We start from the raw sequence: 17,140 nt of genomic DNA, 5'->3' as shown, positions 1-17,140 counted from the left end.
TCATTCCTCCAATAATGGAACAGCCGATACCGCACCAGGAAACCAGCAAACTTCTTTCTCCGTCATGGGTTCGCTGCATATCACCTTGACTGTCCCCCGATTTGAAGTGAAAACTTCCCATTGCATGAATGTTTCTGGGGGCATGTCTTCATGGTTTGCTACGGCTACACTTGCTACTTTTGCTACACTTGCCTCATTTCTGGGCATTTCTTTCTCATCTGTAGCAGATGTAGCAACTGTAGCTGTAGCAACTGCTCTGGTCTGGGACTTCAGGCTTGCCCAAAGATCGATTAAATTCATGACATCCCCTCCAGCAATGCAGGGTTTACCAGAATCATTTTCTGCTTGCCATCTCGTTTGACAGATAGACGATCCAGTTCCTGTAAATTATCCAGTGCGGCATTAAGTTCGCTGTTTTTCCTGACGGGGCCAAACTGTTGCGCCCGGCGGGTTGAAACACCACTGGTTTTGTTTTCCCGGCAATACCGGATGAGCCATTCATCCAGGCGAGCCATATTTGCCATTTCCTCCGGCAGGGCCATTTCACCAAAGAAACGCTTCGATTCGTTTAAATGCCAGGTAATGATCGTTGCGGCCTTTCTGAAGCAGTCCGCGCATATCGGGCCAACACCATGCTCAAAGACATGAAACAGTGACGCCAACCGGGCCGCGTTATCTGCTGCTTTACTGGAAACATCCCGGATGTCATACAGATCACCACCACTTGTCAGCATGGACTCCACTGCATCATGAAAGCCAATCCATGCTTTTTTGGCATCGGCAGAAAGCGTGATGGTCGATAGTGACAGGGAGCCGTTCTCATCAATATCAACCGGGTTTTCCAAAATGGTGGTCAATTTCCGGTTGAAAGCCCCAAGAGCAGGCCAATCATCCGGTGCTTCGGTGAAATGGCGAGTACCCTGTGTTGATTCTGGCCATGCAATGAGAAACCTTGCCATGAAGCCGGTTCCCCTTGCCAGCGCGCCGGTATTGTTGAAGAAGCCGCGTAAGGTGGCTTCCTGTATCTGTAAGGCGACTGTCAGCCTTGCCCCTGACACGGTGAATGATTCCGATGTTCTTCGATCCACTGATATCTGGCCACCATCCCATAGCTGGTTCAGCAGTGACAGATTGCGCATGATGGAATCTTTGCCCATGCCATGAGAACCCAGCACGGTGCCGCCTTCAGCGGATATGACACCACCAGAAGGCCAGTTCCTGACAAGGCCATAGGCCAGCGCTTCGGGGGTAACATCGGCGTACAGCAGACGGGGGAATTTGGGCTGTTCGGGTTTTTCTTTCCCCAGCTCACGAAAATCGTTTTCTTGTTTGCTGGAGTCTTTCCCATCTTTTTCCAGCGCCCTGATCTTGTCCTTTAATCCGTTTCTTCTGGCTTCCCACACAGCAAGGTCAGATTCATAGCTTTGCAATGCCGGTTTTGCCAGTTCCCGCTGTGATTCTTCGTAACTGCGAATTGCCGTCATGAAGAAGCTGTCACAGGTGGATTTTCTTTCGCCTGAATCGGCAATGGTCAAAAGGAATAATCCGGAAGGCCCTTTCAGCCCGGTAGCCCTTTCCACGTCAATATGGCCTTGTACGGCAAGAGACAATGCGCCAATAGCTGATGCCGCCACCAGTGAAACGGGAGCCTTCACGAAGTGCTGTACCTCGGTAACCGCCTGCCTGATGGTGTCGGGCAACTCTTCCACTGGATAGGGCATGGGATCAGTCTTTGTTTCCAGCGGCTGTGGATCAGGCCATAAAAACGATTCTGGTGCTGTACTGCCTTCCCCTGAACCGGTAATGCCATAAGCAGCAGACAATTCAATAGCCTGCCGGATAGCCTCCTGAACGGCCTCAAGTCCTTTGTGCTGATGCAGGTCATTGAAGTCTGTTGCACCATCGGGCCGATCCTCTCCAAAGTCAGGAATGGCAACAATACCGTTGACAGCCCTCGCAGCTTCTGTTGCCTTGGCGATACCGGGATTGCCGTCTGTGCGGTAATCATCATCAGCACAGATCACCAGCCGCTTGCCCGGAAAAAGGGTGCGTATAGCCTTGGCGACCGGCTCAAGATTCCCTGCATTGAAGGCAACTGTAACCGGGTAGCCCGTGGCTTCATGGACAGATGCGCCGGTAGAGAAGCCCTCAGCCAGGCAGAGGATATCCGACTGGTCCGGTTTGCCGATACTGTAATAGCAGCCGGATATGCGGCCACCAGTCAGGAAGCGTTTATCACCGTCAGCGCGGATGGTTTGCAGGGAATGGATATCAGAGCCGGTACGCAAGGCGATGATGAGATTGCCGTCATGCTCCTTGATGCCGTGTGCCAGGACACCTTTCTTCGCGAGATAGGGATGGTTGTCAGAAGCGGGTAAAGCGTCTTCCCATCGCGCTTTGGCCTTGGTGGCGACCTCTGCACGCCGGGCGGCTTCTTCTTCCTTCCTCTGCTGCTGGATGGCGGCAATACGCTCTTTGTGTGCGGCGTCTTCTGATGGTGTCAGTTTCTTGCCGGTGTCTGCACGCCATGTCTGGTTGACGCCTGTCCGCCAGCAGCCGAAACCACCAGCGGGGACTGTATCGCCATAATAGACATACCAGCCTGCCGTATCGCGAGGATTGCCGTTACTGGCAAATCGGTGCAACATGCCGTCTGTCTCGATGGTTTCCGGTACGGTCAGGCCAGCAGCGGCAATGGCGTCCCTGAATTGGGAAATGGGATCAATCATGTGTCAGCCTCCATTGAAACAGAAGCCATACAGCACGGTCTTTGCTGATGATTTCCCGTGCTGCCAGCATGACGATAAAGCGCTTGAAAAGGGCGGGAAGCGGGTTATAATTGGAACTGAGAGTTATTTTCTGCCCCGCTTCGGTTGCTGCCTTGGCGGGTCTTTTTTTGTCCGTGATCATGCCGCCTCCAATTGTTTTATGTTGGCGTTCGCTATTGGTAACGCATTCCAAAGGCGAACGATTTCATTGATCTCTGATTTGACGGCCTGATAAATTTCCCTGTAGTGAACATTCCTCGCCACCAGCTTCAATATCTCCGTGGCGGCGCTCACCTCAAGAACGCTTATCTTCGCCAGAACGTGCGCAGGAAGGGAATCGCGCTTGTCAGAACTGGTGCAGGATTGAACCAGCCGGGTATAACTGACAAACATCATTCCGTGGTTCCTGCTGCCCTGGGATATGGCATAAGGGATAAGAACATACTGTATTGCGTCTGTGAGTACCCGGCGGCCTGTCTTGTTCTCAATCCTTGCTGCATTCCATTCTGAACTTGAGCGCATGACAAGTGTTGCCCCCATTTTCCTGAAGGCATCAATGAAGCATTCCTTCCACCTTGCCGCTTTTTTGCCTGTGAAACCCATCGCCAGAAACATGAAGCCGTCACGGGTTATGTGATACATGGGCTGCTTTTTGTTCTGCTCATTTCGGTATGAGGACTCCCCAAAATTGAGGAGTCGGAACCCGTCTGAACACTCAAGATTTTGGATCGCCCTCAAGACATGGTCATGGCGCTTATTGAATTTCTCGGCAACAATCAGGCTGGTTGTGACTGGCTCCTGATTGTTCACAGAGACCAGCTTTTCATTTTGGATTGCGAGCGCATTCATGATTGCACCCCCTTGCGACTCAGCAGAACATATTTCGCCACCCGGTGCATGTGCCCCTGGGCGTTGGGTTCTTTTGTCCAGTGAGTCAGAATGTCATGGCCTTGCCTGCGGAGTTCCATGACACGCCCTGCAGGATGAATTACAGCGATTTGCTCTCTCGCTTCGTGCGTGGTCATCGGCCCCTCGGCGAGACGATGCAGGACGCGCTCGCGTTGCGCTTGAAAATTGTTCCTCATGGCGGCCCCCTTATGCAGCTTTTTGGCGGCTGGCCGCGATACGCTCATCTATCCAGGCGTCGACTTCAGATTCGATCCAGCCAACGCTGCGGGTCGAAATTCTTATCTGAGCCGGGAACCGCTGGGCAGCTATCATTTCGTGCAGGGTAGCGTTTGACAGACCCGTACGATGAAGAACCTCTCGCTTACGCAAGATTCTTTTTGATTGATGGTGAATTTGTTGCAGTGTCATCTGATTACCTCCGAAAAAATATGATCGGCTTCATTGCCGTCCACGAGGTAATCTTCTGTGGGGAAATTTTTCCCCGCTAGATGAGGATTTGTTTTTTGCAAAAACCCTCAGGTTGCTGTTTTTACTGTATTTTTTTCATTTTTCTTTTTTGGGGAAATGAGTTGGGGAAAAAACAATAATTATTCCCCCACTTCCCCAGTGCGTTTTTCTTCAAGAAACGATCGCACAAAGTCTTTTCTGATGTGTTCTTGCGAATAAAAACCGGCATTACTTTTTTTGCTTTTTCTTATGTTTTTTGCTCGAAGCTGTGCATCGATTCTTCGCGTCATGTCCGCTTCAGTAATATCAGGGTTGTCCTCAAAAAGACCGTCGGCATAAGGTCTGATTTCATCTTTCCATGTGAGCGTGACTTCAGCTTGCTCATCATCTACGCCATTCTCTAATTGCTTTTTTTGCAGGTCGGATGGCGAGGCAGCAGGGGCAGTCTCTTGAACCAATGCTTCAAAAGAAGGCAGCAACTCATTTAGACGATCTTTATCTCTTGGAAAGTAATTCTCGAACATAGTCGAAAAGGAAGAAACACTGATGAGATGCAAATAATGGGGATGCTCTTTCGCCGACAAAATTCCTTTTTCTATCAGACTTTCCAGGAATTTTCCATTCTCAAGAATATCCTTTTTTTTTCGCTCTCTTTCTTCCGGGGTTTCAACACGCTGTTTGAGCGTCAGGCCTCCCCAAAATTGCTCTACCCCGGATTTTTCTACCCCATTTATCTGCTCGATGAGGAGATTAAGCCCCTTTACCCAGTTCACCTTTTTCTGGCGAAGGTTTTTGTTTTGTCCTGTGATAAATGCCGCAGCAAATATGATGGGAATATACTCATATTGTGTTTTACTCATAACGCACCTTCACGTCAGCCTTGTTGGGGAAGCCGCGCCAGCACAGCAAGGTAACTGTGTTTTCTCCTCGCGAAGGATAGGCGCAGCTTATACGGTATCGTCCAGAATAATCCGGTATAGCACATTATACCGAAAGCACTGGGTTTATTCACAGGTCAACGAATGATCCGGCGTAAATGCTCCTGGCGGCCTGTCAACTCATCGTCTTGGTAAAAGCGAGTGTGTTGCACCAGCAGCGCACCGGGCAATGTCCTCCTGATGCTCCGCAATGCTCGAACTGCTTTAAACCGACTGCCAATCATCCCGGAAATATTCTTCGGCAGCGTTTTACCCTGGTACGGCACTCTGATCGCTACTTGGTAATAAGTAACATCCAGCTTGTGGCGTTCATTGCTTTCTCTGGCGATTGCTTTCGCTTCTTCCAGTGTCCTGTGCCGGATAATGAAAAGCTGGTCTGCCGGGTACTGTCCGGACAGATTCGCCTTTGCCACCTGTGCCTCATGCTCCGTCATGAAGTAATCGGAAACCGCGTTTGAGAACATGTCTCGGTCTGAATGAACGACAAACCACATGCCGCCATATTTCCTGTGGTGCGCTATTGCTTTTGGGTTCATGACTGCGCCTCCTTCATTGCAATGTAAGCCTGATGCCGCCTGATGCTTCTTTGGCATGTGGAATTGCAACCGGCAGTATTTGCGTGATAGCCGATACATTCCTCCAATGAGAAGGCAAGATCAGCGATAGCCTTAAACGCTTGTGCCAGACTTTCAAGGTGAAATGAAGGCGTTTCCATTGCCAGCAAAGCCAGATTTGCAATGGCCATGATTTTGGCGGTGCTTTCTTGTGATAAGCCGTCTATCCATTCTATGGTGGCTCTGAGGTCTTTTACTGATTGGGTTTCCCCGGACTTGGGTTGATTCATGGCATTTCCTTACGTTGCGATTATTCATCACCCGCCCGCTCTCAAACGGGTGGGCAAACCGTGAAGGTTGAGAGACCGGAACGCAAGTAAACCGGCGCACCGAAGTGCCCCTCACGGCTGCCCATAGGAAACCATGACACTGATACAAAAAAACCGCACTGATGGCGGTATATCAGTCTTGCGTGTATTTTCAGGCTCTCACCCCTGGCCGCCTCTTTTTCAGCAGCACTTGTATTTTATCATGATCTGTACGCTATCGGACGTCTGCGATATATACTGTACGACGTATTATCAACGTGCAGCGCGCATAGACAATGAACTAATATTCAAATGGGAGAGGAAATGAACGAGTTTATAAGCAAGGTGCATAAACATGCCGAACACATCAAAAATGTGGCCGAGCATTGCAAAACAGAAGAAACAACCAAACAGGCTCTTATTCTTCCCCTGCTGGATATTCTCGGTTTCAATGCTTACGATCCAACAAAAGTGCAGGCTGAATACCGTGCTGAATATCGCGGTGTAAAACAAACTGATCGCATTGATTATGCCCTGATGCTTAAAGGAACCCCTGTTTTGTTTATTGAGGCAAAGCCTTATGGTGAGATGTTGATAAATCATGAAGGCCAGCTTGAAAGGTATTTCAATTCTGCGACAAATGTTCTTATCGCAGCCATAACAAATGGTGTTGAATGGCGATTTTTCACGGACCTGAATGAAAAAAACACCATGGATGCAGAACCATTCCTTGTGGTGGATTTTGAAAAACTGGATGAGTCACAAATATCCCGCCTCTACAATTTCAGGCACGATGATTTCAAGCCGGATCAGATCAAAGAGATCGCAGAAGAAAGCGTTTATCTGAACCAGTTTACCGATGTCATTAGAAACAACCTAAGAGACCCCGGCGCGGATTTTGTCCGATTTGTGGCTGGACAGGCCAATATTCAGCGGCAATTTAACGCAAGGTTCATTGAAAGTATCACGCCAATCGTCAAGCGATCTGTCGGCTTGGCGATAAGCGATATGGTCGTTACCGGTCTTTCGGCGAAGCCGGAGCCAGAAAAGCCAAAAGAATCACCAACTGTGGTTGATGAATTTGCAGATCAGGTTGACCCGGACAACCCGAAGATCGTTACGACGTACAAAGAGCGGCAGATGTATGAGATCACAAAATCACTGCTGCCAGAAGCAGCTGATAGTCTGGTCGCCAGGGACACCGAGAGCTACTACACTGTACTTTATGATGGGAAAACGAATCGCTGGTTGTTCCGATACAACGGTGACAGGCGTGAGCCGATTATTACCCTGCCGATCGACATTACAGATGAAAGGCGCCGGGAAATTGAACGAGCCGGCCTTGAAGTTGGTGCTGGCAATACGGTGAAAATCATGCAGCCAGAGCACCTCATGCGAATCCCTGGAATTCTTCGTGATTCCCTTCAATACGTCACAGATGATGAAAACTTCAGATTAAAGCGAAGCGAATAAGGCCTCAATGCTCCATCAAAGCCCACCCATGCTGGTGGGCTTTTTACGGTAAGCAAATCATTTTGACAGTGTGTTGAAAAGTGAAAAATGATAAGCTCATTATTTATGCACCTTTCGGCGGATTATGTGATTCCTGCCAGCTTAATGAAAACACGCGGAGAAATTCCCCACGTTGAAACAACTATCGACTCACTAGGTCACGAACAACCACGCCACCGCAAGCCAGTCAGCATATTCAGCAGCAGAAGCCAACAGGGCAAGGTCGGAGGCTGCGAAGGAACAGCCAAGAACAGAAACCGGCGAATTTGAAACACGGGTTCAGCCTCACATTGAGGCTACACCCGATAGACCAGACTACCACCAGACAAAAAGCGCCGCCAAGAAAGCCGAGCTATTAGGCGTATCACGCCCGGTAGACCCTACGCTGAAATCAGTAGAAGGTTCAGGTGAAAATCCCCGTTAGTCAGAAATCAGACGAACGGGAAACCCTAGATTCCATGTGTCGCAAAAGTCGCAGGTGTCGCTGTCGCAAACCCCCTGGCTGATTCCGTCAATACGCCATTTTGTGCATTTTCAGCCCCAACTGTAGCAAGTGTAGCAACTGTAGCCGTAGCAAAGTGTCCGGGTGAAGTCACCTTTGGCGATTGCACGGGCGATCTTCAGCGGTGGCACCGTTAAAGGAATGGCGGTCAATCTTTCAACTTCGTGCGCCAATGCTTCATCTGTGGCACCGTTAAAGCCTTGGTGGGATATTTGGTGATAAAATGTCTGGGCACGATCAAAATGCGAAAACAAATCAGGGGAGAGGCCGGTCAGTGATCGGCTTTTTCTTTGGCTTAACCCTTTTCCGTCCCCATGGCTTTTAATGAGTAGCAAATCATAATAGGGGTAATTTTAGGGGTAATTTCAAAAATCGAAATACGCATATCGGCTATTCATAGGGATCACAGCCATTTGTTCGATCCCCGTCAGTACCCCACCCAGCCTAGCTTTCCCGGTTAGTAACCACCAACCAACATCTGCCATCTTCCAAAATTTGGAAGATAAATCGCATTTTTTTGGAATATAACTTTTGCGTTCGTCCAGAATTTGCAAAAGTTATCCACAATTTCCGGGTATAACCCTGTGTATCTTTTCCCCCTTTTTGCATCCTCTGTATCTGTGCCTGTGATGCTGAAAATTTAGGCAATGTTGCGCCCGCTTTCCTTTTCTTCAAGCCGGTACTATACTGTACGCCCATACAGTTAAAACACTTGACCCCATGAATGCAATACAGATACATCCAAACCCCATCTGCATAACAATGAGTGAAAGCCCGGTACCGGCTGGCTTAGAAGTGGCTCCGATTGTTTGGACAGGATTTTGTCCTGCTTAAGTGTGTTCCTTGCGGTTAAAGGGTTATCCACGGTGCCGCCTTCAGCAATAAAGGTGCTGGAGGCGAGTGCGGTGGGTAACCCGTTCATCACCTACGCTGCCATTTCCGGCTGGTGCAGGTTGTCATAGTAAAACCGATCCGGTGGTATGCCGTCAAGCGATTGGTGTGGCCGTTTCCGGTTATAAAAATCAAGATAGCGCCCGATCCCCTGTTTTACCGCGCTTACCGTGTCATAGGCACGCAGATAAATATCCTCATACTTGAGGGTTTTCCACAGGCGCTCAACAAACACGTTATCCCGCCAGGCACCCTTGCCATCCATGCTGATGGCAATCTGATGGGCTTTGAGCAGCTGCGTAAATTCCAGGCTGGTGAACTGACTGCCCTGGTCGGTATTGAAGATATCCGGCCTGTCATGGCGGTGGATTGCTTCCTCGAGTGCTTCGATACAGAAGTCCGCTGTCAGGGTGTTCGATATACGCCAGGACAGCACTTTGCGGCTGGCCCAATCCATCACGGCGAACAGATAAACAAACCCGCGTTTCATCGGAATATAGGTGATGTCTCCTGCCCACACATGATTGGGACGGGTGATCTCCAATTGCGCAGCAGGTACGGATAAACCGGATGGGCCGGATGACGCCGACTGGTATTGGGCTTCCTGTAGATCGCCGATATCCCCATCTTCTTCATCAGCGTGCCAATGCGCTTTCTGCCAACTTCATACCCCTCAAAACGCAACAGGTCGCGCAGCATCCGGCTGCCCGCAAACGGATACTCAAGATGCAACTCGTCCATTCGGCGCATGAGAGCAAGGTCTTCCGGCCTTGTCTCACAGGATCGGTAGTAGGCCGTCGATCTGGAAAGTGACAATATCTGGCATTGCCGGACAACCGACAAGTTGTGGGTACGGTCTATCATTCTTTTGCGCTCAGCAATCCCGCCTTGGTGAGCGCGCCGCTTAAAAAATCGATTTCCAGCGCCTGTTGACCAATCTTGGCATGCAGTACCTTCAAATCCGGATCTGCCTTGCCAACGGGCTTCTTGCCTTCAAAAACATGGCCAGCGTTCTCTTGCAACTGTCGTTTCCATTCGGTGACCAGGTTGGGGTGAATTTCATACTGTTGTGCTATCTCGGCTATCGTCCTGTCTCCCCTGAGCGCCGCCAGCGCCACTTTGCCCTTGAATACGCTTGAATGGTTTCTTCTGCTTCTTTTGCTCATGATTTCGCTCCCTTTGACTGCTTCGCAGCCACTATTGTGAAGCAAAAAACTCACTTATAAATCTGTCCTAATTCCCGGGGCCACTTCTCTTCCCCGTCCAGGAAGCAATTGGCGGGAACGGAAAACAGATTGATTTAAACGACCAGATTTTCATAAATCGCAATTCATCTTTTCTCTTCCGCGTTGCCGGCGACAGCATGGAAGGCGTAGGAATATTTGATGGTGATGTGATTGTGGTCGACAAGTCCATCGAACCCAGGCATAACATGATCGTGGTTGCCGTCATTGATGGCGGCTTCACTGTGAAGCGATTATTCAAAAAGGAAAAAATCGTGCGCCTTATCCCTGAAAACCCGAAATATGATCCGATTGATTTTCACGAAGGGCAAGAAATGCAGGTTTGGGGGGTTGTTACGTCCTGTATCAGAAAATTATTCTGATTTCCCTGGATCCGGCCTTATCGAAACCCGCATAAATACATGCTGCAGGGCCGAGATGCTTGCATTCTCACCTGCTTTTTTTGGGTACTGATACCGTTTCAACCTTGGCGGGGGCAGGATACCTACTTGATAGACAAAATCGCCACATTGCGCAACGCCGCAAAAATAAAGCGATTCCACATCTTCGCCTTGTTTCCAGCAAATAAAGAAAAAGCCGGTCAAGTGACAGGCTTCCCCTATCTGATCTGTTTTCTACATGGCATTTTAGCACCAGCTAACTTAGCGCATGTAGGAATAGGTGCGGCTACACAATGAATCTTATGTCATTGGGGTCAACCATTTTGACCTGCCCATTAGCTTCCTCAATAATGGCCACCGATATAACCCCAACAACTTCGCCGGATTTATCGCTGTAAACAGGTTTTGTACCAAATTCGTGAAAATAACAGTCACGAGTTAAGTAAACACACGCCCTCAAATTGGAATTTTTCGCCATCACATCACCATAAATAAAATTTCACAGGTACCAATTTTAACATCTGCCGAAAATCTGAAATAAAAGGCATCGTAACGAAAGAAACCGCCCGGAATTTAAAATTAGCTGCGAACCTTTTTTGGTACTGTCACCGTTTCAACCTTGGCCGTGGCAGGATCATCCGGCAATTCAGCCTGTATGCTCATCGTCCATCCGCCTGCCGGGTCCAGGTTATGATCCACGCTTGAAATAATCCAATCCGTTGGCACATCCTGCCGCCATTGTGAAAGTTGCAATGGGGCTTCGGCAATCACATCACCCCGCCCAGTCATTTCAAAAGTCAGCTTCGTGCCTTCGCGCTGGCGTTTGGCATATTCCGCCTTGGCAGCTGCTAATGCCGCCTCTTCTGTCTGAAAAAGCTGCTTTATCCTGTGGACTGGCTCACCGGTACCCACCTTGATCTGATGCTTTCTGGCAGATTTTGGAATATGCCAAGTCGCCACAACAAGCCCGGCAGAATCCCGCATGGTCAAAGTCACATCCCATGATGAAACATCTTTTTCGATTAATGGCACCGGTGGCAATTGCTCCCCGCCCAGGGTCTTCATTTCCCCGCGTTTGGCAAAAATCAATTTGCCACCGGACGGTTTCACCAGGGCATCATACTTTTTTCCGATACGTAAAAGCAGATTGATATCACTTTCGTTTGACTGGTCAATGGTGGGCAACGGCACTTTAAGCAGGGATGCCGAAACGGCATATTCCATGCCGTGTTCTGTTGCTATCGTAGCGACCATATCACCAATGCGGGTTCCCTTTTTCCAGATCCTGCGCTTTTGTGATTGCAGTGTGCTTTTGCCTCCCTTGCTGCGGTCAAAAGGGGTTGCGCGTGCCCTTATCGCCATGCGGCCAGGCCGTGAAGTTCCCCGCCCAAGGTTAAGTTCATCGACAATAAAAATGCCTTTCAAGTCCGCCACATCGTCATAGCCCAGGTAAAGCTGCAATTCAGCGCCAGTTGGCGGCAGTTCGATCGGTTCCGCTTCAATATGGTCTGATAATTCGATTTCCAACACATCAGATTCAAACCCTACTGCATCGGTATATCTGAGTGATATAAACCGGTCCCGGATCAAATCGGTAATGTCCTGGTTATTGGCCACCAGCCGGTAAGAGGGTTTTACAGGGGTTTCCTTGATAGGTGGCGTTGAAAGTTCATCCGGTACCGCTTGCAGGTTTCTGGATTCATCGACAAAGGAAAAGGGGGTGGCCATGGCGCATCAGTTCCATAACTTAACGGATTTATGAACGGCAGGCTGTGGCAGTTCCGGCAGTTTTACCTTGATGCCAGGCGGAAGCACAGGGCCATAATCAGCCAGCCCTGGATTGGCGGAAAGCACGTTTTCCAGGACACTACCGGCACGCGTCTGGTATTGCCTCCATGTGATGCTGTCTACCGTATCACCTTCTTTGGTTATGTAAGTGAGCATTGCCATTATTCAAAACTCCGGGCTGTATCAATCAGGGAACCAAAAGAACGCCCCATGCCGGTGGCCAGCGTTCCCGATGCTGAAACAGCAGTAGATACCGCTTTCCACGTTTCGGGGTCTGATGCCTGGGTGATGGTGCCCAGCAAATCGGTTGCTGCACGGGAAGCGATTGTGCCGGCATTGGCTGCTGTGGCCACCGTGCTGGAAATGTTGTAAAGCTGCGCTCCCAGTGTCTTTAGATCATTGATATTTTTCAGGCTGTTTTTCAGCTGCTGGGCGGTTTCGCGTACATTGGCCGCCATACGGATGCCATTGTTTACCGTGTTCATAACCGGCAGCACGATCGCGCTGGTAGTCTCTGCAACCGCTTTCAGGCCATCCATGGCAGTATTCAAGGAACCAATTGCCGTACCTGCTGCGCTGGTCGTGGATTGCAAAACCCCATCAGCATCATACTTTGCTATTTCGAGCGCGTTTGTCGCTTCGGGGTCAAAGAAGTTTAAAAGGCTTTCCAGCGCATCCAGCAGGCCCGCCTGTTGGCCGGCATCGAAATACTGGATGGAAATGGTGAAGCCCTGCTTTCTGGCGATACCGTATCCCGCAAAGATGTTTTGCCGTTCGTCGATCTTATCAATAACCCAGCGCCCCAGGACCGCGCCAACACCTGAAACCAGCAAAAGCGGTTGCCCCCGTGCTGCAAGTGATCGCAGGTTATCCAGCTGAAAACGTGTGCTTCGCCATTCGGGGTAAATAACCCCCGTCAGTGACATGGAATCATCACCGGGCCCGGTAAACTGCTTTGCGGCCGGCTGGGCCAGTCGATCGTGTGACGCCCAGCGATAAGCGGTTGATCGCACCAATTCCTGATACGCCGCAGTATTAAGCGAAAACTGGAAACCGCCAAGGGAAAGCATGATATTCATAATCCAGTCCCGTCTGCGTAGGAACTGCGCGCGGATACACCGGCACGCTGCGCCCGCCGTTTTTCCATCTCATCTGCCAGTGCTTTCGGATCCTGGCCTGGTTGCTGGTAAATGTTGGTGGTGTTTTGACTGTTATCGTTTACCACCTGGCCGGAACGTGCGCCCGCCATGGCAGGCTGTGGTAAATCCTTGCGCCCGAAGTTCTGATAGGTTTCCGAACTGATGCCGGCACTTTCACCGCCAAAGGCATCCGCATTGGCCTGGCCAGCTTTTTCAAACCAGTTAAGCAGTGTTTTAATCTTGCCGACAATGAAGTCATAGGACTTGGTAAAAATGAAGGTAATACCTTCCCATAGCTTCTTGAAGAAAATGCCCACCTTGTCCCAGTATGCAATCATCAGGGTGGCGCCCAGCGCAATGCCTAGAATTACCAGGCCGACGGGTGTTGTCGTGAATATGGTGCCCAGGACGCGCATGGCAGTGCCAACCTTGCCAATTGCGCCAGGGATTGCCAGGATGTTTCCGTACAATTTGAGCCCGGCACCTATCAGCGAAAGGACACCCCAGCGGGCAGCAGCTGTTGCCACATTAAACGCCAGCAGGCCGCCACCAACGGCAATGATGGTTTTAACCAGCTTCGGGTTTTCCTGGGCGAATTTGGCAATGCTTCCAACAATCGGGGTGACTACAGAAAGCGTATCATTGAGCATGGGCAAAAGCAGGCTGCCTACCGTAATGCCCAGCCGTCCGGCCTCATTCTTGAAAATCTCCATCTGCATCCGGGATGTGGTCATGATCTTTGCAAAATCTTCATCCACAACACCGGTAGCCGTCAGCGCCTTATCCTTGATGCGCCGGTATTCGTCCCAGTTCTGCGAAGCCGCCCGGAAGAAATTCTGTACCTGGGTATCATTGAACAATTCACCGATTTTTTTCTGATCGCCCTGGGTGGCTTTCATGGCCGCTTCCATGGCGGCCTCAAACGGGTTTTGTCCCTTTGATTGCGCGTCAGAAATCACCTTGTAAAGATCAATACCAAAATTCTTCTGAGCCCGTTTCAGTGTTACCGGGCTCACGATCTTCTGCATGAAATTCTTCAGGTTGTTGGCCGCCTCGTTGGCATCCCCTGCGCCCTTTCTTGCCACTTCCAGGGCCGCGCCCATGGTTGCTGCCGCTTCGCGTCCGCCCATCTGCATAGCCTTGAAGCTGGCGCCCAAAACCGGCAGCTGCGCGGCCATGTCCTTCAGTTCTACATTTCCCTCTTTACCCGCCACAGAAAGGGTATCCAGGGCATCCTGCAACTCCTGGCCCGGTTTGATATTCAAGGAATCAACCAGGGTGAATGCCGCTTTTGCCACATCCTCAATTTCGGCGCCGGCAGCCGTTGCCGTTTTGCCGATATTGAAAAGGCTGGCTTCTGCTGTTTTGGCGTCCATACCGGCAACCACCAAAAAGCCCATGGCCTTCTGTACGTTCTGTGATGATTGTCCGGTTTGGGAACTTAACTCAAGGATGGAATTGCCAAGGGCAAGGATTTCGGCGCTTGTCATATCGGCTGTATTGCCGATCATCTGCATTTCATACTGGAAATCAGATGCTACCTTTGCGGCACCAACCAGGGGGGCGGCAGCTATCGCAAAACCCACGGTTGCGCCAACCATTTTTGAGCGGGCTTCTGATACCCTTGCCGCGTTGGCCTGGCGGGCTTTTTCAAGATTGTTTATGCGGGTGAGTTTGGCAATCTGTTTATCAAGTGCCGCCAGTTCCTTCTGTGCATACTGGACTTTGAGTGCGGATCCTGCGCGCCCCAGCTGCTCCTGCTGTTTGATGACGTTATTGAGTTCTTTTTGCCTGGCAGTCAGCTGCTTAACTTTACTGCCAATCTGGTCTACACCCCTTTCGGTTTGCCCAAAAGCGGATTTAAGGGAACTTCCAACAAGTCCCCCTATGGTGATGGTTGCTGATAGATTTTTAGTTGCCATTTTTTGGCAGCCCCCTTACCCACCAGAGAAATTCAGAAATGCCTAAAGCGATGATTTCGGCACGGCTCCACCCGGTATGACTTGCCAGGGCCAGTATGCAGTGCCTTATGTGGTCAAGCGGTAAAAGCGCCTGGTAAAGTGCGCCTGCCGGAAGGGGTGCCTTAAACTCATCAACCGGCAGGATTATGCCAAAAAACCTAAAAAAGCCGTCTGCAAAAGTTTGTAATCCTTCAACGGCAGGTCATAAAGGGTGTCCTGGGAAATCCCGCACAGGTTTGCCAGCAGCATGCTTTCACTTTCTGCAGGAGAAGTGGCTCCGATTGTTTGGACAGGATTTTGTCCTGCTTAAGTGTGTTCCTTGCGGTTAAAGGGTTATCCACGGTGCCGCCTTCAGCAATAAAGGTGCTGGAGGCGAGTGCGGTGGGTAACCCGTTCATCACCTACGCTGCCATTTCCGGCTGGTGCAGGTTGTCATAGTAAAACCGATCCGGTGGTATGCCGTCAAGCGATTGGTGTGGCCGTTTCCGGTTATAAAAATCAAGATAGCGCCCGATCCCCTGTTTTACCGCGCTTACCGTGTCATAGGCACGCAGATAAATATCCTCATACTTGAGGGTTTTCCACAGGCGCTCAACAAACACGTTATCCCGCCAGGCACCCTTGCCATCCATGCTGATGGCAATCTGATGGGCTTTGAGCAGCTGCGTAAATTCCAGGCTGGTGAACTGACTGCCCTGGTCGGTATTGAAGATATCCGGCCTGTCATGGCGGTGGATTGCTTCCTCGAGTGCTTCGATACAGAAGTCCGCTGTCAGGGTGTTCGATATACGCCAGGACAGCACTTTGCGGCTGGCCCAATCCATCACGGCGAACAGATAAACAAACCCGCGTTTCATCGGAATATAGGTGATGTCTCCTGCCCACACATGATTGGGACGGGTGATCTCCAATTGCGCAGCAGGTACGGATAAACCGGATGGGCCGGATGACGCCGACTGGTATTGGGCTTCCTGTAGATCGCCGATATCCCCATCTTCTTCATCAGCGTGCCAATGCGCTTTCTGCCAACTTCATACCCCTCAAAACGCAACAGGTCGCGCAGCATCCGGCTGCCCGCAAACGGATACTCAAGATGCAACTCGTCCATTCGGCGCATGAGAGCAAGGTCTTCCGGCCTTGTCTCACAGGATCGGTAGTAGGCCGTCGATCTGGAAAGTGACAATATCTGGCATTGCCGGACAACCGACAAGTTGTGGGTACGGTCTATCATTCTTTTGCGCTCAGCAATCCCGCCTTGGTGAGCGCGCCGCTTAAAAAATCGATTTCCAGCGCCTGTTGACCAATCTTGGCATGCAGTACCTTCAAATCCGGATCTGCCTTGCCAACGGGCTTCTTGCCTTCAAAAACATGGCCAGCGTTCTCTTGCAACTGTCGTTTCCATTCGGTGACCAGGTTGGGGTGAATTTCATACTGTTGTGCTATCTCGGCTATCGTCCTGTCTCCCCTGAGCGCCGCCAGCGCCACTTTGCCCTTGAATACGCTTGAATGGTTTCTTCTGCTTCTTTTGCTCATGATTTCGCTCCCTTTGACTGCTTCGCAGCCACTATTGTGAAGCAAAAAACTCACTTATAAATCTGTCCTAATTCCCGGGGCCACTTCTCCTCTAGATGATTTATTTCATCTAACACGCTGAATCTGCAAAAATATGGATTGGATCGATCCAGCAATTTAAACGCAAGTGCACGACTAATACGATCAGACCATACCCCACCAAAGGCTGCCTCGGTTTTGATTTCTCTTATTTCTTCCTGGTCTAGGTTCACCCATTCACCCACGAC

The 17,140-nt window shown here is 50.3% G+C and carries 17 protein-coding genes and 2 pseudogenes; 3 read left to right on the top strand and 16 right to left on the bottom strand.

What is annotated here, in order from left to right; genetic code table 11:
* The 9 genes from NB640_RS08420 to NB640_RS08380 form a co-directional block, all read right to left on the bottom strand.
* Entirely contained in the window at positions 1 to 300 is a 300-nt protein-coding gene (locus NB640_RS08420) for a hypothetical protein (protein WP_269308284.1), read from the bottom strand.
* Positions 297 to 2,729 carry a DUF3987 domain-containing protein gene (locus NB640_RS08415; RefSeq protein WP_269308283.1) on the bottom strand — a complete coding sequence of 811 codons (2,433 nt, stop codon included), beginning with the start codon at positions 2,727 to 2,729 and terminating at the stop codon, positions 297 to 299. The genes NB640_RS08420 and NB640_RS08415 overlap by 4 nt, the downstream gene beginning before the upstream one ends.
* Positions 2,722 to 2,910, bottom strand: a complete 189-nt coding sequence (locus tag NB640_RS08410; protein ID WP_269308282.1) for a hypothetical protein — start codon at positions 2,908 to 2,910, stop codon at positions 2,722 to 2,724. The genes NB640_RS08415 and NB640_RS08410 overlap by 8 nt, the downstream gene beginning before the upstream one ends.
* On the bottom strand, positions 2,907 to 3,617 hold the full coding sequence (locus NB640_RS08405; RefSeq protein ID WP_269308281.1) for a Rha family transcriptional regulator: 711 nt from the start codon (positions 3,615 to 3,617) through the stop codon (positions 2,907 to 2,909). The genes NB640_RS08410 and NB640_RS08405 overlap by 4 nt, the downstream gene beginning before the upstream one ends.
* A complete protein-coding gene (locus tag NB640_RS08400; RefSeq protein ID WP_269308280.1) occupies positions 3,614 to 3,853 on the bottom strand; it encodes a helix-turn-helix domain-containing protein in 240 nt (79 codons plus the stop codon). The genes NB640_RS08405 and NB640_RS08400 overlap by 4 nt, the downstream gene beginning before the upstream one ends.
* 10 nt (positions 3,854 to 3,863) lie before the next feature.
* The gene (locus tag NB640_RS08395) at positions 3,864 to 4,085 is read right to left on the bottom strand and encodes a helix-turn-helix transcriptional regulator (protein ID WP_269308279.1); all 222 of its coding nucleotides are present in this window, start codon (positions 4,083 to 4,085) and stop codon (positions 3,864 to 3,866) included.
* 179 nt (positions 4,086 to 4,264) lie between these two features.
* The gene (locus NB640_RS08390; RefSeq protein ID WP_269308278.1) at positions 4,265 to 4,984 is read right to left on the bottom strand and encodes a hypothetical protein; all 720 of its coding nucleotides are present in this window, start codon (positions 4,982 to 4,984) and stop codon (positions 4,265 to 4,267) included.
* Between the two features lie 155 nt (positions 4,985 to 5,139).
* The gene (locus tag NB640_RS08385) at positions 5,140 to 5,598 is read right to left on the bottom strand and encodes a hypothetical protein (protein ID WP_269308277.1); all 459 of its coding nucleotides are present in this window, start codon (positions 5,596 to 5,598) and stop codon (positions 5,140 to 5,142) included.
* On the bottom strand, positions 5,595 to 5,906 hold the full coding sequence (locus NB640_RS08380; RefSeq protein ID WP_269308276.1) for a hypothetical protein: 312 nt from the start codon (positions 5,904 to 5,906) through the stop codon (positions 5,595 to 5,597). The genes NB640_RS08385 and NB640_RS08380 overlap by 4 nt, the downstream gene beginning before the upstream one ends.
* Before the next feature lie 342 nt (positions 5,907 to 6,248).
* Between NB640_RS08380 and NB640_RS08375 the strand changes: the two genes are divergently transcribed.
* Complete coding sequence (locus tag NB640_RS08375) at positions 6,249 to 7,397, top strand: type I restriction endonuclease (protein WP_269308275.1); 1,149 nt, start codon at positions 6,249 to 6,251, stop codon at positions 7,395 to 7,397.
* Between the two features lie 1,466 nt (positions 7,398 to 8,863).
* Here NB640_RS08375 and NB640_RS08370 read toward each other — a convergent pair.
* Positions 8,864 to 9,995, bottom strand: a pseudogene (locus NB640_RS08370) (IS3 family transposase).
* Positions 9,996 to 10,102: 107 nt separating this feature from the next.
* Between NB640_RS08370 and NB640_RS08365 the strand changes: the two are divergent.
* Complete coding sequence (locus tag NB640_RS08365; RefSeq protein ID WP_269310430.1) at positions 10,103 to 10,435, top strand: LexA family protein; 333 nt, start codon at positions 10,103 to 10,105, stop codon at positions 10,433 to 10,435.
* Positions 10,436 to 10,561: 126 nt separating this feature from the next.
* Entirely contained in the window at positions 10,562 to 10,750 is a 189-nt protein-coding gene (locus NB640_RS08360) for a hypothetical protein (protein WP_269308274.1), read from the top strand.
* A gap of 282 nt (positions 10,751 to 11,032) precedes the next feature.
* Here the strand turns inward: NB640_RS08360 and NB640_RS08355 are convergent, their stop codons facing one another.
* The 6 genes and pseudogenes from NB640_RS08355 to NB640_RS08335 form a co-directional block, all read right to left on the bottom strand.
* Positions 11,033 to 12,181 carry a contractile injection system protein, VgrG/Pvc8 family gene (locus NB640_RS08355; protein WP_269308273.1) on the bottom strand — a complete coding sequence of 383 codons (1,149 nt, stop codon included), beginning with the start codon at positions 12,179 to 12,181 and terminating at the stop codon, positions 11,033 to 11,035.
* A gap of 6 nt (positions 12,182 to 12,187) precedes the next feature.
* A complete protein-coding gene (locus NB640_RS08350) occupies positions 12,188 to 12,403 on the bottom strand; it encodes a tail protein X (protein WP_269308272.1) in 216 nt (71 codons plus the stop codon).
* Positions 12,403 to 13,320: a phage tail protein gene (locus NB640_RS08345; protein WP_269308271.1), complete on the bottom strand. Its 918-nt coding sequence runs from the start codon at positions 13,318 to 13,320 to the stop codon at positions 12,403 to 12,405. Before NB640_RS08345 ends, NB640_RS08350 begins: the two co-directional genes overlap by 1 nt.
* Positions 13,317 to 15,302 carry a phage tail tape measure protein gene (locus NB640_RS08340; RefSeq protein WP_269308270.1) on the bottom strand — a complete coding sequence of 662 codons (1,986 nt, stop codon included), beginning with the start codon at positions 15,300 to 15,302 and terminating at the stop codon, positions 13,317 to 13,319. The genes NB640_RS08345 and NB640_RS08340 overlap by 4 nt, the downstream gene beginning before the upstream one ends.
* A 183-nt stretch (positions 15,303 to 15,485) precedes the next feature.
* A complete protein-coding gene (locus NB640_RS13055; protein WP_408637959.1) occupies positions 15,486 to 15,623 on the bottom strand; it encodes a phage tail assembly protein in 138 nt (45 codons plus the stop codon).
* Positions 15,624 to 15,742: 119 nt separating this feature from the next.
* Positions 15,743 to 16,874, bottom strand: a pseudogene (locus tag NB640_RS08335) (IS3 family transposase).
* Positions 16,875 to 17,140: the final 266 nt, after the last annotated feature.

This window comes from Oxalobacter vibrioformis (genome assembly GCF_027118995.1).
GTDB lineage: Bacteria > Pseudomonadota > Gammaproteobacteria > Burkholderiales > Burkholderiaceae_D > Oxalobacter > Oxalobacter vibrioformis.
Note: the sequence above shows the minus strand (reverse complement) of the source record. Positions and strands in the feature narration are given on the sequence as shown.

What these genes read in the sequence shown, in the direction of transcription:
- NB640_RS08390 (WP_269308278.1), bottom strand. Translation starts at nt 4,984, where the DNA reads ATGAGTAAAACACAATATGAGTATATTCCCATCATATTTGCTGCGGCA.
- NB640_RS08420 (WP_269308284.1), bottom strand. Translation starts at nt 300, where the DNA reads ATGAATTTAATCGATCTTTGGGCAAGCCTGAAGTCCCAGACCAGAGCA.
- NB640_RS08375 (WP_269308275.1), top strand. Translation starts at nt 6,249, where the DNA reads ATGAACGAGTTTATAAGCAAGGTGCATAAACATGCCGAACACATCAAA.
- NB640_RS08400 (WP_269308280.1), bottom strand. Translation starts at nt 3,853, where the DNA reads ATGAGGAACAATTTTCAAGCGCAACGCGAGCGCGTCCTGCATCGTCTC.
- NB640_RS08340 (WP_269308270.1), bottom strand. Translation starts at nt 15,302, where the DNA reads ATGGCAACTAAAAATCTATCAGCAACCATCACCATAGGGGGACTTGTT.
- NB640_RS08415 (WP_269308283.1), bottom strand. Translation starts at nt 2,729, where the DNA reads ATGATTGATCCCATTTCCCAATTCAGGGACGCCATTGCCGCTGCTGGC.
- NB640_RS08395 (WP_269308279.1), bottom strand. Translation starts at nt 4,085, where the DNA reads ATGACACTGCAACAAATTCACCATCAATCAAAAAGAATCTTGCGTAAG.
- NB640_RS08380 (WP_269308276.1), bottom strand. Translation starts at nt 5,906, where the DNA reads ATGAATCAACCCAAGTCCGGGGAAACCCAATCAGTAAAAGACCTCAGA.
- NB640_RS08385 (WP_269308277.1), bottom strand. Translation starts at nt 5,598, where the DNA reads ATGAACCCAAAAGCAATAGCGCACCACAGGAAATATGGCGGCATGTGG.
- NB640_RS08350 (WP_269308272.1), bottom strand. Translation starts at nt 12,403, where the DNA reads ATGGCAATGCTCACTTACATAACCAAAGAAGGTGATACGGTAGACAGC.
- NB640_RS08345 (WP_269308271.1), bottom strand. Translation starts at nt 13,320, where the DNA reads ATGAATATCATGCTTTCCCTTGGCGGTTTCCAGTTTTCGCTTAATACT.
- NB640_RS08355 (WP_269308273.1), bottom strand. Translation starts at nt 12,181, where the DNA reads ATGGCCACCCCCTTTTCCTTTGTCGATGAATCCAGAAACCTGCAAGCG.
- NB640_RS08410 (WP_269308282.1), bottom strand. Translation starts at nt 2,910, where the DNA reads ATGATCACGGACAAAAAAAGACCCGCCAAGGCAGCAACCGAAGCGGGG.
- NB640_RS08405 (WP_269308281.1), bottom strand. Translation starts at nt 3,617, where the DNA reads ATGAATGCGCTCGCAATCCAAAATGAAAAGCTGGTCTCTGTGAACAAT.